4 protein-coding genes are annotated in these 21,260 nt (G+C 38.3%); 1 reads left to right on the forward strand and 3 read right to left on the reverse strand.

Annotated features, from left to right (window positions below; all coding sequences use genetic code 11):
- Nucleotide 1 precedes the first annotated feature (1 nt).
- The 3 genes from OO712_RS10310 to OO712_RS10360 form a co-directional block, all read right to left on the reverse strand.
- The gene (locus OO712_RS10310; protein WP_264953696.1) at nucleotides 2-3,403 is read right to left on the reverse strand and encodes a MopE-related protein; all 3,402 of its coding nucleotides are present in this window, start codon (nucleotides 3,401-3,403) and stop codon (nucleotides 2-4) included.
- Nucleotides 3,404-3,549: 146 nt separating this feature from the next.
- A complete protein-coding gene (locus tag OO712_RS10710) occupies nucleotides 3,550-19,149 on the reverse strand; it encodes a hypothetical protein (RefSeq protein ID WP_425342916.1) in 15,600 nt (5,199 codons plus the stop codon).
- A 558-nt stretch (nucleotides 19,150-19,707) separates the two neighbouring features.
- A complete protein-coding gene (locus OO712_RS10360) occupies nucleotides 19,708-20,472 on the reverse strand; it encodes a glutamate racemase (RefSeq protein WP_109877642.1) in 765 nt (254 codons plus the stop codon).
- Nucleotides 20,473-20,582: 110 nt separating this feature from the next.
- On the opposite strand from OO712_RS10360, the gene OO712_RS10365 reads away from it, so the two are divergent.
- Nucleotides 20,583-21,233, forward strand: coding sequence for a Snf7 family protein (locus OO712_RS10365; protein ID WP_109877641.1), 651 nt, complete (start codon nucleotides 20,583-20,585; stop codon nucleotides 21,231-21,233).
- The last annotated feature ends 27 nt before the right edge of the window (nucleotides 21,234-21,260 follow it).

The raw sequence follows: 21,260 nt of genomic DNA on the forward strand, positions 1-21,260 counted from the left end.
TTTACTTTCGTCCTTTTCCTTTGTTGTCATCTTTTCTGTCATCTTTGTCATCATGTTTGTCATCTTTTCTGTCATCTTTGTCATCATGTTTGTCATCTTTTCTGTCATCTTTGTCATCATGTTTGTCATCTTTTCTGTCATCATCTTCACAATTAACAATAGTGTTTACTCCGTTGTTACCTTTACAATAATCATAATCATTTCCGCCATCAATCACGTCATCACCATTATTACCAGTTATACGATCATCACCGTTATCTCCAAATAATTTATCATCGTCTTGGTTTCCTACAATTTTGTCGTTTCCATCTCCACCGTGAATTTCATCCATTCCATTGTTTCCAGTGATATTGTCATCACCGTTATCTCCAAATAATTTATCATCGTCTTGGTTTCCTACAATTTTGTCGTTTCCATCTCCACCGTGAATTTCATCCATTCCATTGTTTCCAGTGATATTGTCATCACCGTTATCTCCAAATAATTTATCATCACCAGCATGTCCTCTAATCTTGTCATTGCCGTCTCCACCGTGAATTTCATCATTTCCGTCATGCCCGTTAATGTTGTCGTTTCCGTCTCCACCATAGATACAATCATTACCTTTCTTTCCATTAATTTTGTCATTTCCACCCAAGCCTAGAATCAAGTCATCATCATTACTGCCGTTAAGATTGTCTTTCGAGTCTGTTCCAACAATCACATTATCAAATTCACTGATGTCCTTTCCACAGAATTTCTGTGTCAAGTTAACAGTTGAAATGTCACTCTGAATTAGTTCATTATCAGAATTTAGATATGATATGGAATATTCAAACGAGTCAGAACCAAAGAGAGGATCGGTTGGAGAATAAGTAAAACTTCCATCTGAATTTAATGCGGCATTACCTTTGGTTGATTGAGTTTCCAAGTTGACATCTACAGGAAGAAGTGCAGATACTGGATACACTACAGGTACTGTTTCTGTATAGAATGGAATTATGTCATTTTCTAATATTCCAATTGCAGGTATAGAAAGTACAGAATCTCCATCTGAAACATAAGAATCACCAAAAGTAATCAGAACTATTTCATCAGTGGTGTCATCACAGTTGTTATCAACATTATCACCAATGATTTCAGCAGCATCTGGATTAATTTCTGCAGGATCTATTCCAAAATATATTGATTCAGGATCAGTTTGAATCCTATCATGACAATCAAATCCTAGTCCTGGTCCAGTAACCCAACCATCGCCATCTTCATCTACACCATCATCTATAGTTCCATCACAATTATCATCAATTCCATTTCCGCCTATTTCGGTTGCACCTGGGTTGATTGCTGCATTGTTATCATCACAGTCAGTGAATCCTGATAAGACGTTTAGTGTTTCCTCTACATAACCATCAGAGTCACCATCGGTGAATCCATTATCAATACTGCCATCACAGTTGTTGTCTATTGCATCACCAAATACTTCGGTTGCGCCGGGGTTGATTGCTGCATTGTTATCATCACAGTCAGTGAATCCTGATAAGACGTTTAGTGTTTCCTCTACATAACCATCAGAGTCACCATCGGTGAATCCATTATCAATACTGCCATCACAGTTGTTGTCTATTGCATCACCAAATACTTCGGTTGCGCCGGGGTTGATTGCTGCATTGTTATCATCACAGTCTATTGCTTGAGGACCTGCAGTTGTTGTAGCGTAGCCGTCCATATCAAAATCGGTGAATCCCTCATCAACTACCCCATCACAGTTGTTGTCTATGTCGTCAAATACTTCGGTTGCGCCGGGGTTGATTGCTGCATTGTTATCATCACAGTCTATTGCTTGAGGACCTGCAGTTGTTGTAGCGTAGCCGTCCATATCAAAATCGGTGAATCCCTCATCAACTACCCCATCACAGTTGTTGTCTATGTCGTCAAATACTTCGGTTGCGCCGGGGTTGATTGCTGCATTGTTATCATCACAGTCAGTGAATCCTGGTAAGACGTTTAGTGTTTCCTCTACATAACCATCAGAGTCACCATCGGTGAATCCATTATCAACTACCCCATCACAGTTGTTGTCTATTGCATCACCAAATACTTCGGTTGCGCCGGGGTTGATTGTTGCATTGTTATCATTACAGTCATTGCCATTTGGTGCAGATAGGTATCCATCCCCATCAACATCATTGAAAATATTTATTGTGATAGTAGTAAATTTTGTATTGCCGCCAGAATCTGTAACAGTTGCTCTGATAGTATTAGCGCCAATAGTGGTTATTTGGTTGGAAACTGAGCCGCCATTTTGATTAGTTAGTTGTGGCAAAGGTGTTTTAGTCCAGATAATTGATGATGTAACAGGAACTTCATTACCATAGGCATTAACATCGATAGCAGTTCCAGTAAAAGTTACAGGAACTACATTGCCATGTTTACTGTTAGTTGCTGGAGAAGATATGGTAATTGATTTGATTGGACACTTGTCCACTGGAGGAGTTCCAGAAACTGTATTTCCTATAATCTTTCCACAAAGTGCTGCTGGAGATATAATTTGTCCATTTTGTAGAATGCCATCATTTTGTAGAGTACCAAAAATTTCAATCCTGCCAGGATTTTTTAGTTTAATTTCTGCTTCGTTTAAAAATTCGCTATTTTGTAAAATTCTTAGTGTTCCTTCAACGTTAACTTTTGTAGTTATAAAAGGATTACCAGATGATAGGTGAAATTGCCCACCAGATGAATCAGATGCATAGTTTTCAACTAATCCTTTGTTTGTAAATATGCCTTGTGACTGGATAAAATTTCCAGACTCTGTGTTATGCAAAAAACCCGATATGGTAAACTCCCGATCATCATCGGTATTTATTGTACCAAAATTTGTCAATTTACCATTTAATCCAATATTATATCCCCCAAAATTTTGTAGTTCACCATAATTGTTTAATTCACCAGATATGCCTATGGGTGTATCCTGATTATTAATAATGCCATCAGCTAAATTCTCAATGGTTCCAGTTGCAGATACCTCAAAACTAGAATCTGACATAGCGATGGTTCCAGAATTAATCAGATCACCAGAGATGTTAAACTCAACGGTAGCAAATTCCATCTCTGCTAAATTATTCAAAGTTCCATCTACTGTAAGACCGGCCTCATCCATGAATATTGATCCACTGTTTTCAAGCGAGATAGAATTTGGTATAACAAGTGTAACTTCAGTAATCTCCAACTCATCATCGCTAGTAAGGACAAAATCATTATCAAGTTCACATACTTCGTTATCATCATTCCATGATCCAGGAAATCCACCAGATGCGCCACAATCATCATCTTCAACACTATAATCAGCAGCGAATGAATCATGAATTCCAACCATACTAAAACCGACTACAGTTAACAATAGTAATGAAAGCATCAACTGTGTCATGAAGTGCTCATGATATTTTATAATAAAAGAGTTATCGAAAAATCCCAAAGATGGGTATTGCCAAAATGGAAGATTTGGGAGCTACAGGTACCAAATTGGAGTGTTTAACGATAATTTTATGAATATAAAATCACGGATTTGTTCCATTATTGTGATTTTACAGTAATGATTTCAGAGTGATATCTGTATTTTACCTTCACTAAAGGATCATCAGCTGCATGTGCTTGTGGAATAAATCCATCTTCAGTCTCTAGGGCCACAATCCATTTACCTATAATTGGATCAATTGAAGTAATTGAGAATCGCTCTAGCATGTTATCTGCACCACTGTATCTGACTCTAAGTATTTGATCGCCATATGGAATACTCTCTAAGCCACCACGATTTTCTCTAGTGTTGTCATTGATAAGACATTCTTCTGTTCCACCAATTATGCATTGTCCTTGTGGATCAGTTACTCTGAATCTCAAATCAGAAGCAGAGTTAGATGCATAGATTAATGCAGGATCAGCTAACACTTGACCATCTTTTTCTATTACTTGTAATGATTTCATGTCATATGCTGAGATTGTAATGGTCTTTGGATGTATGGAAACTTGTGCAGGTACTGTAACGGTAGAACGATCATACAAGTCAACTCTTCCCTGCAAGTCTAAAGTTGAATAACCATCAGAACTTGGAACATTCCAGTTAAAGATTACTTGGGTTTGTCCTATTCCAAATATTTGTGATTTCTTTGAAACTACTTTTCCATCAACTACCAGTGACACAATTCCATATGATGGGGCATCATCATTAAAGATGTATAATTCTGGTTTGATTAGAGATCCTGATGGAATAATATTTGGAACATCCATCTCAACTGAAATATCAGATACTATGGTTGGTTTTACACCAATGTTATAGTGTTTTGATTCAGATCTATTATCGTTCTCATCAATGATGTGTAACCAATATTGCATTCCAGGTTCACTCATTACGAATGATGGAATATCAGCACTAACTAGATAGGTAGAATTTGAAATTGGTAATGCTTCCACATTCATATTAATTCCAACGTACTGATCTTCTGTTTGTCCCATGGTAATTGATCTGAGCTCTACTCTTTGCAGAGGAACAACACTGTCAATAATTGCAGATACTTTCATGTCCTGATTGTCAATGTAAAGGAACTCTGATTCCAAATCAGCACTGTATCTTGTGCCGTTGGCAATTTGGATTGTAGCATCAAAGATTCTTGGAATTCCTTCTACAATTTCTGGCAACTCATCTGGAATCTCAACAATTACTGTAGTTCCCTCACATGAGAGTAATCTAACTGATGCCTGTACAACATTCTTTGTTGTACCCTTTTCTTCTGTAACCACTATCATCAAGAATGTCTCATCTGAGGAAATTGGAACCTCATAGAGATATCTATCAATGCTGGTTAGTTTGTTCAAGTCCTCATATGGCTGAACTTCGGCTAATGTTGCATATACAATTCCGGACTTTGAGGTGGCAAGTTTGACTGCTGGTGGAGTATCTGCATCACTTGAGACTATGATGCGTGCCATATTTTCATTACATTTGTCATAGGATACCTCATTGATTGCAAGTGGTGTTGATAGAATTCCTCCAAATCCTACAGATGCGCCAGATACTGAAGCACCTGCACTAGTTCTTCCTCCACCTCCGCCAAGTCCTGATGTACCTGCAGAACTTTCTCCTGCAGCAGACGATGTAGATCTCTTGGAAGATATGGATTTCTTGGAATAGTGATCAGACTCTACCACTACATCACAGAATCCACTCTTTTCAGATGGTGTATTTGACAAGATTTTATCTATACCAGATGTCCATGTTGTTCCCACTAGAGTATGTGCTTCTACATCTGCACATCCATTAGCAAGTGTAATGATATCAGAAGATGTTGGTTTTGGAACAAGTACTGTCATTTGTGGCTTGGATGCAAAGTTATTCTCATCATTATAGTTGAATCCAACAGAATCTTCTTCATAACGATACTTTACATCAATTTCTAATTCCAATTCATTTGTAATTCCACTACTAGCTAAAGTTGGTGAGTTGATATGGTCATCATCAGTTTCAATCACTATCCAGTCTTTGTCAAATACCCCAACTGATGATGAAGAATCCTTTGATGTGATGTCAAGTTTTAACAAACCACCAAAGCTTGGAATGAGTGAAAGTTGGATTGGGAGTATCATCTGTTGACCTGAAGTAATTTTTTTGATTGAAGTAGATATGACTTGATGAGTGGTCGTTTCTGTAGAAACAAAGACAGGGATGACTGCAGTAGATGATTTGTTTGTTGGAAGTACATATGGTTGCATCTTGAAGGAGTTGATTACGTCAGAACCTTTGATGCCTTTACTCCAATCTTTTACATATTTGATGTTAGATTGTGATGATGTTGCAGTAGTTTTTCCTGAGGGATTATTTACACCAACTGTAGTAATTTCTGGAAGTTGATTAGTTTTTGATATAGTAGTTTGAGTCTGACTATTAACAATAACTGCATTGAATCCTTGTAAAATATTCAGTCCAGTTGAGTTTAGCAATGGTGCAGATGAACCTTTCTTTGAATCAGCTGTTGATAGATCAGTGTTTTCATCAATTAAAGTAAAGATGGTCAAAGGATTTACGTTAACACAGCAGACAGGCGCAGAGGTCTGATCAATTGTAACTACATAGCCTGTTGGAATGGTCGTCATAGTGACAGTATAATCGTCAAATGGTACAGATGTAATTCTTATCTCGCCACTTGTTGCATTTACATCATTGATGCCATTGTCAGTAATATTTAGACTTCCAGTTCCTGTTAATGGATTTGGTGAGATGGTAAATGAAGCACCACCTTTCAATTGATCATCGTCTACAACTCTAATATTCAATGAACCTGCAAATGTAAAGTTATCAGAGAAAGAGAGCGTTTCCTCAAGAATTCTTGTGAATAATGATTGTAATGATACTACATCAGTAATTGTTAGAGACTCTAAGAGGACAGCAGTTTGAGATCTACTTGTAGATACCACATCAGATGAGGTCAAGGTCTCAGATAGTGTTGCTGATTGAGCTGCATTTGTGGTGATCACATCAGATGGTGTGAGTGTTTCTGTGAGTGTTACAGTTTCAGATGTTGCAACAGAGTCAGATGGGGTCAAGGTCTCAGATAGTGTTACAGTTTCAGATGTTGCAACAGAGTCAGATGGTGTGAGTGTTTCTGTGAGTGTTACAGTTTCAGATGTTGCAACAGAGTCAGATGGTGTGAGTGTTTCTGTGAGTGTTACAGTTTCAGATGTTGCAACAGAGTCAGATGGTGTGAGTGTTTCTGTGAGTGTTACAGTTTCAGATGTTGCAACAGAGTCAGATGGTGTGAGTGTTTCTGTGAGTGTTACAGTTTCAGATGTTGCAACAGAGTCAGATGGGGTCAAGGTCTCAGATAGTGTTGCTGATTGAGCTGCATTTGTGGTGATCACATCAGATGGTGTGAGTGTTTCTGTGAGTGTTACAGTTTCAGATGTTGCAACAGAGTCAGATGGTGTGAGTGTTTCTGTGAGTGTTACAGTTTCAGATGTTGCAACAGAGTCAGATGGGGTCAAGGTCTCAGATAGTGTTGCTGATTGAGCTGCATTTGTGGTGATCACATCAGATGGTGTGAGTGTTTCTGTGAGTGTTACAGTTTCAGATGTTGCAACAGAGTCAGATGGTGTGAGTGTTTCTGTGAGTGTTACAGTTTCAGATGTTGCAACAGAGTCAGATGGGGTCAAGGTCTCAGATAGTGTTACAGTTTCAGATGTTGCAACAGAGTCAGATGGTGTGAGTGTTTCTGTGAGTGTTACAGTTTCAGATGTTGCAACAGAGTCAGATGGTGTGAGTGTTTCTGTGAGTGTTACAGTTTCAGATGTTGCAACAGAGTCAGATGGGGTCAAGGTCTCAGATAGTGTTACAGTTTCAGATGTTGCAACAGAGTCAGATGGGGTCAAGGTCTCAGATAGTGTTACAGTTTCAGATGTTGCAACAGAGTCAGATGGTGTGAGTGTTTCTGTGAGTGTTACAGTTTCAGATGTTGCAACAGAGTCAGATGGTGTGAGTGTTTCTGTGAGTGTTACAGTTTCAGATGTTGCAACAGAGTCAGATGGTGTGAGTGTTTCTGTGAGTGTTACAGTTTCAGATGTTGCAACAGAGTCAGATGGTGTGAGTGTTTCTGTGAGTGTTACAGTTTCAGATGTTGCAACAGAGTCAGATGGGGTCAAGGTCTCAGATAGTGTTACAGTTTCAGATGTTGCAACAGAGTCAGATGGGGTCAAGGTCTCAGATAGTGTTGCTGATTGAGCTGCATTTGTGGTGATCACATCAGATGGTGTGAGTGTTTCTGTGAGTGTTACAGTTTCAGATGTTGCAACAGAGTCAGATGGTGTGAGTGTTTCTGTGAGTGTTACAGTTTCAGATGTTGCAACAGAGTCAGATGGTGTGAGTGTTTCTGTGAGTGTTACAGTTTCAGATGTTGCAACAGAGTCAGATGGTGTGAGTGTTTCTGTGAGTGTTACAGTTTCAGATGTTGCAACAGAGTCAGATGGTGTGAGTGTTTCTGTGAGTGTTACAGTTTCAGATGTTGCAACAGAGTCAGATGGTGTGAGTGTTTCTGTGAGTGTTACAGTTTCAGATGTTGCAACAGAGTCAGATGGTGTGAGTGTTTCTGTGAGTGTTACAGTTTCAGATGTTGCAACAGAGTCAGATGGTGTGAGTGTTTCTGTGAGTGTTACAGTTTCAGATGTTGCAACAGAGTCAGATGGTGTGAGTGTTTCTGTGAGTGTTACAGTTTCAGATGTTGCAACAGAGTCAGATGGTGTGAGTGTTTCTGTGAGTGTTACAGTTTCAGATGTTGCAACAGAGTCAGATGGTGTGAGTGTTTCTGTGAGTGTTACAGTTTCAGATGTTGCAACAGAGTCAGATGGTGTGAGTGTTTCTGTGAGTGTTACAGTTTCAGATGTTGCAACAGAGTCAGATGGGGTCAAGGTCTCAGATAGTGTTACAGTTTCAGATGTTGCAACAGAGTCAGATGGGGTCAAGGTCTCAGATAGTGTTACAGTTTCAGATGTTGCAACAGAGTCAGATGGTGTGAGTGTTTCTGTGAGTGTTACAGTTTCAGATGTTGCAACAGAGTCAGATGGTGTGAGTGTTTCTGTGAGTGTTACAGTTTCAGATGTTGCAACAGAGTCAGATGGTGTGAGTGTTTCTGTGAGTGTTACAGTTTCAGATGTTGCAACAGAGTCAGATGGTGTCAAGGTCTCAGATAGTGTTACAGTTTCAGATGTTGCAACAGAGTCAGATGGGGTCAAGGTCTCAGATAGTGTTACAGTTTCAGATGTTGCAACAGAGTCAGATGGGGTCAAGGTCTCAGATAGTGTTACTGATGCTGCAGTGGTTGTGGTGAGTACATCAGATGGAGTCAAGGTCTCAGATAGTGTTACTGATGCTGCAGTGGTTGTGGTGAGTACATCAGATGGTGTGAGTGTTTCATCCAGGGTTACTGATGCTGCAGTGGTTGTTGTGAGTACATCAGATGGAGTCAAGGTCTCAGATAGTGTTACTGATGCTGCAGTGGTTGTGGTGAGTACATCAGATGGAGTCAAGGTCTCAGATAGTGTTACTGATGCTGCAGTGGTTGTGGTGAGTACATCAGATGGAGTCAAGGTCTCAGATAGTGTTACTGATGCTGCAGTGGTTGTGGTGAGTACATCAGATGGTGTGAGTGTTTCATCCAGGGTTACTGATGCTGCAGTGGTTGTTGTGAGTACATCAGATGGAGTCAAGGTCTCAGATAGTGTTACTGATGCTGCAGTGGTTGTGGTGAGTACATCAGATGGTGTGAGTGTTTCATCCAGGGTTACTGATGCTGCAGTGGTTGTGGTGAGTACATCAGATGGAGTCAAGGTCTCAGATAGTGTTACTGATGCTGCAGTGGTTGTGGTGAGTACATCAGATGGTGTGAGTGTTTCATCCAGGGTTACTGATGCTGCAGTGGTTGTTGTGAGTACATCAGATGGAGTCAAGGTCTCAGATAGTGTTACTGATGCTGCAGTGGTTGTTGTGAGTACATCAGATGGAGTCAAGGTCTCAGATAGTGTTACTGATGCTGCAGTGGTTGTGGTGAGTACATCAGATGGAGTCAAGGTCTCAGATAGTGTTACTGATGCTGCAGTGGTTGTTGTGAGTACATCAGATGGAGTCAAGGTCTCAGATAGTGTTACTGATGCTGCAGTGGTTGTGGTGAGTACATCAGATGGTGTGAGTGTTTCATCCAGGGTTACTGATGCTGCAGTGGTTGTTGTGAGTACATCAGATGGAGTCAAGGTCTCAGATAGTGTTACTGATGCTGCAGTGGTTGTGGTGAGTACATCAGATGGTGTGAGTGTTTCATCCAGGGTTACTGATGCTGCAGTGGTTGTGGTGAGTACATCAGATGGAGTCAAGGTCTCAGATAGTGTTACTGATGCTGCAGTGGTTGTGGTGAGTACATCAGATGGTGTGAGTGTTTCATCCAGGGTTACTGATGCTGCAGTGGTTGTTGTGAGTACATCAGATGGAGTCAAGGTCTCAGATAGTGTTACTGATGCTGCAGTGGTTGTTGTGAGTACATCAGATGGAGTCAAGGTCTCAGATAGTGTTACTGATGCTGCAGTGGTTGTGGTGAGTACATCAGATGGAGTCAAGGTCTCAGATAGTGTTACTGATGCTGCAGTGGTTGTTGTGAGTACATCAGATGGAGTCAAGGTCTCAGATAGTGTTACTGATGCTGCAGTGGTTGTGGTGAGTACATCAGATGGAGTCAAGGTCTCAGATAGTGTTACTGATGCTGCAGTGGTTGTTGTGAGTACATCAGATGGAGTCAAGGTCTCAGATAGTGTTACTGATGCTGCAGTGGTTGTTGTGAGTACATCAGATGGAGTCAAGGTCTCAGATAGTGTTACTGATGCTGCAGTGGTTGTGGTGAGTACATCAGATGGAGTCAAGGTCTCAGATAGTGTTACTGATGCTGCAGTGGTTGTGGTGAGTACATCAGATGGAGTCAAGGTCTCAGATAGTGTTACTGATGCTGCAGTGGTTGTGGTGAGTACATCAGATGGTGTGAGTGTTTCATCCAGGGTTACTGATGCTGCAGTGGTTGTGGTGAGTACATCAGATGGTGTGAGTGTTTCATCCAGGGTTACTGATGCTGCAGTGGTTGTGGTGAGTACATCAGATGGAGTCAAGGTCTCAGATAGTGTTACTGATGCTGCAGTGGTTGTGGTGAGTACATCAGATGGAGTCAAGGTCTCAGATAGTGTTACTGATGCTGCAGTGGTTGTGGTGAGTACATCAGATGGAGTCAAGGTCTCAGATAGTGTTACTGATGCTGCAGTGGTTGTGGTGAGTACATCAGATGGAGTCAAGGTCTCAGATAGTGTTACTGATGCTGCAGTGGTTGTGGTGAGTACATCAGATGGTGTGAGTGTTTCATCCAGGGTTACTGATGCTGCAGTGGTTGTGGTGAGTACATCAGATGGTGTGAGTGTTTCATCCAGGGTTACTGATGCTGCAGTGGTTGTTGTGAGTACATCAGATGGAGTCAAGGTCTCAGATAGTGTTACTGATGCTGCAGTGGTTGTGGTGAGTACATCAGATGGAGTCAAGGTCTCAGATAGTGTTACTGATGCTGCAGTGGTTGTTGTGAGTACATCAGATGGAGTCAAGGTCTCAGATAGTGTTACTGATGCTGCAGTGGTTGTTGTGAGTACATCAGATGGAGTCAAGGTCTCAGATAGTGTTACTGATGCTGCAGTGGTTGTGGTGAGTACATCAGATGGTGTGAGTGTTTCATCCAGGGTTACTGATGCTGCAGTGGTTGTTGTGAGTACATCAGATGGAGTCAAGGTCTCAGATAGTGTTACTGATGCTGCAGTGGTTGTGGTGAGTACATCAGATGGAGTCAAGGTCTCAGATAGTGTTACTGATGCTGCAGTGGTTGTTGTGAGTACATCAGATGGAGTCAAGGTCTCAGATAGTGTTACTGATGCTGCAGTGGTTGTGGTGAGTACATCAGATGGAGTCAAGGTCTCAGATAGTGTTACTGATGCTGCAGTGGTTGTGGTGAGTACATCAGATGGAGTCAAGGTCTCAGATAGTGTTACTGATGCTGCAGTGGTTGTGGTGAGTACATCAGATGGAGTCAAGGTCTCAGATAGTGTTACTGATGCTGCAGTGGTTGTGGTGAGTACATCAGATGGAGTCAAGGTCTCAGATAGTGTTACTGATGCTGCAGTGGTTGTTGTGAGTACATCAGATGGAGTCAAGGTCTCAGATAGTGTTACTGATGCTGCAGTGGTTGTGGTGAGTACATCAGATGGAGTCAAGGTCTCAGATAGTGTTACTGATGCTGCAGTGGTTGTGGTGAGTACATCAGATGGAGTCAAGGTCTCAGATAGTGTTACTGATGCTGCAGTGGTTGTGGTGAGTACATCAGATGGTGTGAGTGTTTCATCCAGGGTTACTGATGCTGCAGTGGTTGTGGTGAGTACATCAGATGGAGTCAAGGTCTCAGATAGTGTTACTGATGCTGCAGTGGTTGTGGTGAGTACATCAGATGGTGTGAGTGTTTCATCCAGGGTTACTGATGCTGCAGTGGTTGTGGTGAGTACATCAGATGGAGTCAAGGTCTCAGATAGTGTTACTGATGCTGCAGTGGTTGTGGTGAGTACATCAGATGGAGTCAAGGTCTCAGATAGTGTTACTGATGCTGCAGTGGTTGTGGTGAGTACATCAGATGGTGTGAGTGTTTCATCCAGGGTTACTGATGCTGCAGTGGTTGTGGTGAGTACATCAGATGGTGTGAGTGTTTCATCCAGGGTTACTGATGCTGCAGTGGTTGTGGTGAGTACATCAGATGGAGTCAAGGTCTCAGATAGTGTTACTGATGCTGCAGTGGTTGTGGTGAGTACATCAGATGGAGTCAAGGTCTCAGATAGTGTTACTGATGCTGCAGTGGTTGTGGTGAGTACATCAGATGGTGTGAGTGTTTCATCCAGGGTTACTGATGCTGCAGTGGTTGTTGTGAGTACATCAGATGGAGTCAAGGTCTCAGATAGTGTTACTGATGCTGCAGTGGTTGTGGTGAGTACATCAGATGGAGTCAAGGTCTCAGATAGTGTTACTGATGCTGCAGTGGTTGTGGTGAGTACATCAGATGGAGTCAAGGTCTCAGATAGTGTTACTGATGCAGTATAGTTGGTTGTAATGGTATCAGAATGGGTTAATGTTTCAGATAGAGTAACGGATCTGGCGATATTTGTTGCAACTACATCAGATGGGGTGAGTGTCTCAGATAGAGTAGTTGATGATATTGTCATTGTGGTGATTGTGTCAGATGGAGTGAGTGTCTCAGATAGAGTAGTTGATGATATTGTCATTGTGGTGATTGTGTCAGATGGAGTGAGTGTCTCAGATAGAGTAGTTGATGCAGTGTAATTAGTTGTAATTGTATCAGAATGGGTTAATGTTTCAGATAGGTCTGCAGTTCTGGCAATATTTGTTGTAATTGTGTCAGATGGAATTAATGTTTCAGATAGAGTAACAGTTCCAATATTTTGTGTGACAATGAAGTCAGAGATGGATAATGTTTCAGTGAGAACAACTTTCTTTGGCAAAAATTCTATTGTTTGGTATCCAACTGTAAATGTTCCAGTTCCATCACCTCTTATTACACGTATAGTATTTGCGTCATCAAGTTGCAAGGTTGACTGAATTCTATCAATTGAACCGGCAACAGTACTAGAACCACTACCTGTTCCACAACCAAATGGTGAACAAACGGTACCAATAACAAATGCTCTATCCACATTTGTAATAGAATCTCCTCCCTCTAGATCAAAAGTAGTATTAGACTGAGTATCACTCTGAGTGTGTGTTCCATGTCTAATATTTGCATAATCCTCAGGAAGCTCAACTAGAGTCCAGTTAATCTCAATTGCAGGAGCCCCGGTTCCAGAGTTTCTTGCAAATACCAAGTCGTTATTAGAATTGATTGTGGCATGGATGTATGATTGGTTAGGAATATAGTCAAATGCTGTATCATCTTTCATAAAAGATACAAACAAAAGGCTTCTTGTTCTATCAATTGATGTAGGTGGAGTAATGGTAGTGGTGGTACTTCCTGATGAAATTGATGTCTGTCCTCTTTGAACATTAACTTCAAGGTTATTCCAGTCAAACAAGCCCATGTAATTATCTTGAGGACCACTGCCAGGGGCAGTCTTTACTTGCCATTCCCATTGAGTTGAACTAGTAAGTCTGATTCTATCAAGCTCTTCTGAACCAACTTGGGATTCATTATTGTCATGAACATGTCCTTGATACCACTCCATTGTTTCACTCAAATCTACTGGAGTGCCACTCAAAGTTGTAGTAACTACAGTACTTCCTGATGCAGCTTGAGTAAAAGACTGAGTGCTGCCTTCAACAGTAGATGCATTGCCAAATTCAATTACACTACAAACATAGTTCACGGAGTTTGGTCCGGGTGGTTTTGCAGTTGCGTGAATTGTAAGTGTGGTATCATCAAGTTCCCACGCTCTAAATATTTTGTTGTGTTCACTTTGTCGATTATGATTAAACGAGCACATTGCAAATGCTTTGCTTGCATCTGCAAGTGGTGAATCAAGAGTAATGGTTGTTGGATCACTAGAACTAGTACCAGAATAAACCGTTACTTTGAGAGGTCTTGCGTTAGGATCATCCCCAGGAGATCTTTTGGCTGCATCAACACTGTCAGAGAGAGAAAGTGTCTCTGAAATAGTACTGATAATACTGATGGATAAGGAAACAGAATCAGAAATTGAAAGAGATTCATCTAAAATAATATTCGTGAGAGGTGTATTCGTTGCAATAGCATCAGATGTATTCAATGTTTCAGAAAGATCAACATCCTGCGTAATTGCTGCAAAAATATCATCTGAGATGCTTAATGTTTCGGTTAAGGTTCTAGAAGCACTGATTCCAATTACTAAATCATCAGAAATACCAAGTGTTTCTGAAAGTAATGGCTGTTTTACAATTGGTGAACCATATAATCTGTTTATATTTGTGTCAAAGAAATCTGCATACAATAAATTCTCATTGTAGTTGTTAATAGATAATCCTCTAAAGTTACTTGTAGAATTCGTTAACAGTTTTTCAGAACTCCAACTAATTGATGGGATTGAAGTTGATTTGTAGTAGACATCGTTTGAAGTTGCAACAGCACCATAATTGTAAATTGCATATAATTTTCCAGAATCTCCGTTAATTCCTACTGATGTATCTATATACCGTTTGCTTCCATCAGTGCTGGTTACTTTAGGTAAAGTGGACCAACCAGATCCATCAACATAACGATAAATTCTAACTTCGCTGTCTGTGGCAGCAACATTAGGAACTGCTGTGACATAAATGTCTCCGGTTTTTTTATCAACCACTCCTGAGACTGCATGATCATAAGCAGTAGAATCAACTATTCCTGTGTCAATTGTGGTCCAACCTGCATCCCAAGTACCTGCACTCTGATCGTATTGTTTGGAACGTAAGACATGACCGCTAATGTCTAGTGAAACCAGTAAGATATCGTCATCATTAGGTAATGGCAACAATATTAGAGAATCATTGCCGTCATCATTACCCCATATTGTATTTCTTGCACCAGCGTTACTCCAATCTGATTGAGATTCACAAGAATGACCAGATTCAGTACATACTCTAACACGTGATAATGGATCATCAGTTGCAGAACCATCAATTGTACCAATATAGATATCACCATTTGTACCCAGAGCGATTGAAATGTTTCCTGCATCAGCCAAAGTACCAAAGTTTCCTATGCCGTTACTAATGTCCACCAATGGAGTAGCAATAGTTGCATCTGAAGGATCAAACTTTATGTAAAACATTGTATCATCACCGCCGTCATATGCCGCAATGTGGATGAAATTATCAGTCAATTCAGGCGTATCAAGCTCATACCAAGTAGCAATTCCTATAAACAGATTATTCACAGATTCTATTTCACCACCATAATTCCATGAAAATCCGCCATCTGTGGAATAGCTGTAGGCAAGATCCTGTTCTGCATCAATGTAAAATGAGTAGACATGGGAGCCGTTAACTGCAACAGTTCTTTTGGAGGCATCCTGCCACCTATCATCATTGATAGTTACACTTGCGTCAATTAAGAAGTGAGGATCAACTGCTACAAACCAGTTTCTAGCTTCAGTGAAAGTTGGAATGCCTGACTGCATAATTTCCATTTTACCCAGGGGATATAGTTCAGGTGTTACAAGTGGTACAGAGTATGAGTATGAAAATGTTTCAACATAGCCATCTTGAGGGGTTTTCTTCCATGTCAACACTTTATAATTTCCAACAGTCTCAACAGTGGCATCTGTATTGAAAATCCCAAATGATGATGGAACATATTCACGAATTGTAAGCTCATCATTTCCAACAAATGATGTAATGTCAATTTCTACATCAAAGTCATTAGGATCTACAAATGGATCAATTTTGCTGTCAGTGTATCTAATAATGTCATAATCATAATTATCAAGTACGGTAAAGTATGTTGAAAAGTTTGCAATTCCATTTCCAGTTTCAGCTTGAATATTTATTGTGTAGTTTCCTATAATGGATGTAGGATAGTTTGTAAGATATAATCCACAAGAAGCTTCAATGATATCATTTGAAGATATCAATGTTGATGACAAGTTTGGATCTATGATTTGCATTATAGTATTTGCAGGACATACAGGAGCTCCTGTTCCATTAAGGACAACAATTTCAAACTCTGCAAGTTCTCCTGGTTTGTAAATACTTTTCATCGAGTTTACAGATACAAGACCCCATGCAAATTCACTTTCTGAAATGAATTGTTTTCCATCCATATTGAGAATTGTTTTGATTTTGTAAATTCCCGGTTTTGCTTTTGCAGGATCAAACTTTATATTGAATTTTCCTTCTCTTTGTTTTTCAAACGTTACATCTAGTTCTACTTTGTTGTTGTTTACATCATATACTTCAGTTGTGATTGTTTCCTTGTCATTCCAGTTATCTTTTTGTTTCTGCTGTTTGTTTGTAATTTTTTCGAGTTTTTCAATTACAGAGTTTAGTTTGTCAGTTTTCTTTTGTTGTTTTGATTCTTTTACTTCTTCTTTTATTTGATCAACTAAGAGTTTGATTTTATTTTTTATTGTATCTAGTTCGTTTTCTGATACAGTTTCGCTTTTTTTGATTTGAGTGATTTCTTTTTTGAGTTGTTTTATTTTTGCTTTAATTGAGGTGCCATCATCTTTTGCTGCATCAGCTTCTGGAATTGGTAGTACAAATAATCCAAAAATTTCATCTAATGGAGATGGATTGAGAGCACTTTCAGTGTCAGTATCAGCAGTTTCTATGGCAACATCAAGATTCTCAAATTCTTGAACCATAGCCTCAGTTTCAGTGAAGAATTCAAAGACGATTTCAGCCTCCTCATTAATTGTAAATGTATCCTTTACAGGTATCAAATGAGGAGAAATATCAGGCACCACTATGATTGCAGAGGTGTTATTTCGTGCCTGAGAATAATCAAATGATAGAATGTCTTGAATGGACATTTGTGCCTGTAAGGAATCTGATGAGATTTGTGCCTGAGGATCTTCAGCAATATTTTGTGCCTGAATATGAGTAGTTGAGAGGATATCAGAAAGGGACATTTGTGCCTGTAAGATTTGTGTGTAATTTTGTGCCTGCAGTGCGGCCATCTCTTGCTCGATTTCTTTTAGAATATCATCCAATGTTTTTTCTTGGGTTGGACCATGAGCAGATTTACCTTGGGAATACAATTGTCCAATTTCTGTCTCTAAAAGGGAGTAATCAAACAAAAGAATCTCATCGATCATGCCTGAGAACATGTTGTTTGGATGGGAAATGTTGTTTCTTGTAGTGATGTAGGCTCCAACTACAATATCATTTTCCGATGAAATGTTTTCAATATCAACATATTCTAATTTTCCATCTATGGATAGGGAAGGTATTCTTGTTAGCTGCTTTGTGCCTTCAATTTCTCCGTTTACATAGATACTGATAGTTTGGTTGCTAAATGACGCCAAAATATGCGTCCATTCTTCAGGAATTTCAGATATGGAATCTATTTGGGTCCATTTTATACCATCAAAAACAGAGAATTTTGCGGTATTTCCGGATTTTAGATTGTTTACAGCCAATGAAAATGAACCCTCTTTGCTCATAATTGTGAATTCTGGAGAACCGTGGGAGTAGTCAGGTTTTATCCAGGTACTAATGACAAAAGATTGTAGATTATTTGTAGAATTTTCATTTATCTGCATAAAATCTTGATATCCATTTAGGTCAACAGTATTCTCTTCATTGATTTTTGCTTTATCTGTAGAAAATTTAGGCGTGAAAATTATTTCCAATAGATCAGAGATGGACATGTTTGATTTAGTTGAGGATGAGTCAGATGTGTCAGGCATGTTGTCTGTAAATGGTGACAGCGTGATGCTGAGAATGTCAGAGATGGACATGTTTGATTTAGTTGAGGATGAGTCAGATGTGTCAGGCATGTTGTCTGTAAATGGTGACAGCGTGATGCTGAGAATGTCAGAGATGGACATGTTTGATTTAGTTGAGGATGAGTCAGATGTGTCAGGCATGTTGTCTGTAAATGGTGACAGCGTGATGCTGAGAATGTCAGAGATGGACATGTTTGATTTAGTTGAGGATGAGTCAGATGTGTCAGGCATGTTGTCTGTAAATGGTGACAGCGTGATGCTGAGAATGTCAGAGATGGACAAATCATTATTTGATTGAGTTCGGAATGATTCAATAGGAATAACTTCAGATAGATCAATTTCAGGATTATCATTCAATTGAGAAATAATTGTAACATTCTCCTGAGAAATAATTTCAGAATCATCTAATTGAGAAATAACTTCAGTACTGTTATCCATTTCTCCAAATGCATAACCCCAATAAGATGAAGAGATTGATAATGGAGTAATTACTGCAGATGAAACAAGAATAATTATAAAAGCAAAAGTAAAAAATTGTTTTATTTGATAAAATTTAGTTTGTTCGTTATCATAACGAATTAGGACAAAACCTGCAAAAGGTATCAATAATATTAATAATATTGGATTTTCTGGATCAAAAATTTGATCATTTAAAAATTCAATATTATTTTGAATGTAAAGATCAGAGTTAGGGTTAAAATAATTTGAAATTGTTTTTTGTGTTTCAATAGTATTTGAAAGTAGATCAGTTAATTCAAAATATAATTTGTCAAATGATAAATAATCTGAAAATATTAGATCATTATTAACAATATTTTGATCGTGGTAATCTAATGTTGATGGTAAAACCATTTTTAAAAATTTAGATTCATTAATTTGGAATTTTGATTGTCTGTCAGAAATTCTTTCCATCATTACTTTTCTATCAGATTCATGTTTAACCAAAATAATTTGATCTTTAACTTCTTTGGAACTTGAAGTAGAAAGTTTTTCATACAATGAAACTGAAAATGAATTTACTTGATCAGTTTTTTCTTTTGTTTCTAAAAATCCAATTTTTTCAATTAAATCAACTGTAAAATTTTCTGGAACTGATTTAAAATTTTCTGGAACTGATTGTGAATAAACATAATCAGTTCCAGATGAAAGTGTTGACAGAACCAAAATCAAAAACATGGATATGGCTAAAGATTTCAGAACTGATCACCTCCAAAAATTTTAGGACATGGAATTGAATTTGAGATGACTCTAGAAAAATGAATTTGTGTAAAACTTACGTTTACAGATGTACTAAATTCAAGTGCCATATCCAATAAAATTCAGTCAGATCAAAGCATAAGGATCGAGGAAATTACGAGAAATGACTGGATCCATGATGGAATTTTGTGATTTCAGAGATACCAAAACGGCAATTTGATTTTTCGTAAAATTGATCAAGAAAAAATGAAAATTTATGAAAATTTTAAAAAAATATTTTTTGAAAAAATAAATTATTGAATTGAAAATAATACAACATGATCTATTGAATTGAAAATAATACAACATGATCTATTGAATTGAAAATAATACAACATGATCTATTGAATTGAAAATAATACAACATGATCTATTGAATTGAAAATAATACAACATGATCTATTGAATTGAAAATAATACAACATGATCTATTGAATTGAAAATAATACAACATGATCTATTGAATTGAAAATAATACAACATGATCTATTGAATTGAAAATTTTGAAATTTTATTGTTAATATTCATATAACTAAGTTTTTTTTCAAGTAATTTAATACTGCCAGAGGTAAAAATTTGTAGTGAATTTCTTTTTTTGTTAGGATCAGCATAATGTTGTTTTAAATTAATAGCTAATGACTCACTAGGATCAAGAAAGACAATATTAGGAAATATCTTTTTAAAGAATTTCAAAAGAAATGGCAAGTGTGTGCTAGATAACGTAACTACATCCACGTTGTTTTTAAGAAATGTCAAACTTAGAATTTTTTTAATCATGTTCTTACATAATTCAGGATTTGAATAAAACTTACCAGATTCTACCAAGTCAACTAGTGCAGATGCATTTATTTTAATAATTTTGATGTTATTTATTTTCAAGCTTTTGATATAATTATCAAGTAGTTTACTTTTTACAATTGATTCTGTTGCCAATATTGCGATAGATTTTGATTTTGAAATTGCTTTTGCTTCATTTATTGGTGGCAATACGGTAAAAATATTATTTGAATGTGAATCTAATGTGAGTGATAGAGTGTTTGAACCAATAACAATTAACTTAGGCGCAAAAGAATTTTGAATTGATGAAATTGTTTTTAATGTAATGCTTTTTAATTCTTTAATAGGTTTTTTTCCATAAGGAAAGTTTTTTGTGTCAGCAAAGTAAATTATGTCGCACTTCATTTGTTTTTGAATAGGTTTTATGATGGATAATGAACCTAAACCAGAATCAAATACAGCAATTTTTACCATCTATGAACAATATTTTGAATATGATTTAGATTTTGTTAGCTAAATTTAATCTAAAACTGATCTAAATTTACACTGTTGATTAAGACTAAATTTGTAAATCATCATTCATAATGCCAAACTTCGATAAAACTTGGGCTCATCAAGAGACCCAAAGCGTAACTGGCAAACTCCGTGAAGCAGTAAAGCCTCAAGGTGCATTAAAACCACGAATTCAAACTGCAGTGAATAAACTACAGGTCCAAATATCAAAAATGGATTCTATGTTAGGAAAGCTGCATGAAAGAGATGCGCAACTCTTTCAACGTGTGGTAACCGCAATGCAACAACATGATACTAGCACAAGTAGAGTTTTGTCCAACGAATTAGCTGAAATTCGTAAAGTTACAAAGATGCTCGGCAATGCAAGAATGTCATTAGAACAAGTCCAACTAAGACTGACAACTATTCACGATCTTGGTGATGCAATGGTAGCAATTGGACCAGCGATGTCTACAATGAAGGGATTGAAGTCATCACTAGGAAGATTCATGCCAGAAGCTGATTCAGAATTGAATAGTATGACACAGACACTTAATGGACTCATGATGGATTCACTTGCAGGAGACTCGTTTAGCATGGAGTCTGCCGCTTCAAATGAAGAAACCGAAAAGATTCTACAGGAAGCATCTGCAGTAGCTGAGCAACAGATTGGTGATAGATTTCCATCTGTACCAACTTCCACCGGACTTTCGTCTCAAAGCTCTACAACAACGTTTGAGTAGAGTAGAAAAGACGAACGTTTCTTATTT

The organism is Nitrosopumilus zosterae (assembly GCF_025998175.1).
Lineage (GTDB): Archaea > Thermoproteota > Nitrososphaeria > Nitrososphaerales > Nitrosopumilaceae > Nitrosopumilus > Nitrosopumilus zosterae.

What these genes read in the sequence shown, in the direction of transcription:
- OO712_RS10310 (WP_264953696.1), bottom strand. Translation starts at nt 3,403, where the DNA reads ATGACACAGTTGATGCTTTCATTACTATTGTTAACTGTAGTCGGTTTT.
- OO712_RS10360 (WP_109877642.1), bottom strand. Translation starts at nt 20,472, where the DNA reads ATGGTAAAAATTGCTGTATTTGATTCTGGTTTAGGTTCATTATCCATC.
- OO712_RS10365 (WP_109877641.1), top strand. Translation starts at nt 20,583, where the DNA reads ATGCCAAACTTCGATAAAACTTGGGCTCATCAAGAGACCCAAAGCGTA.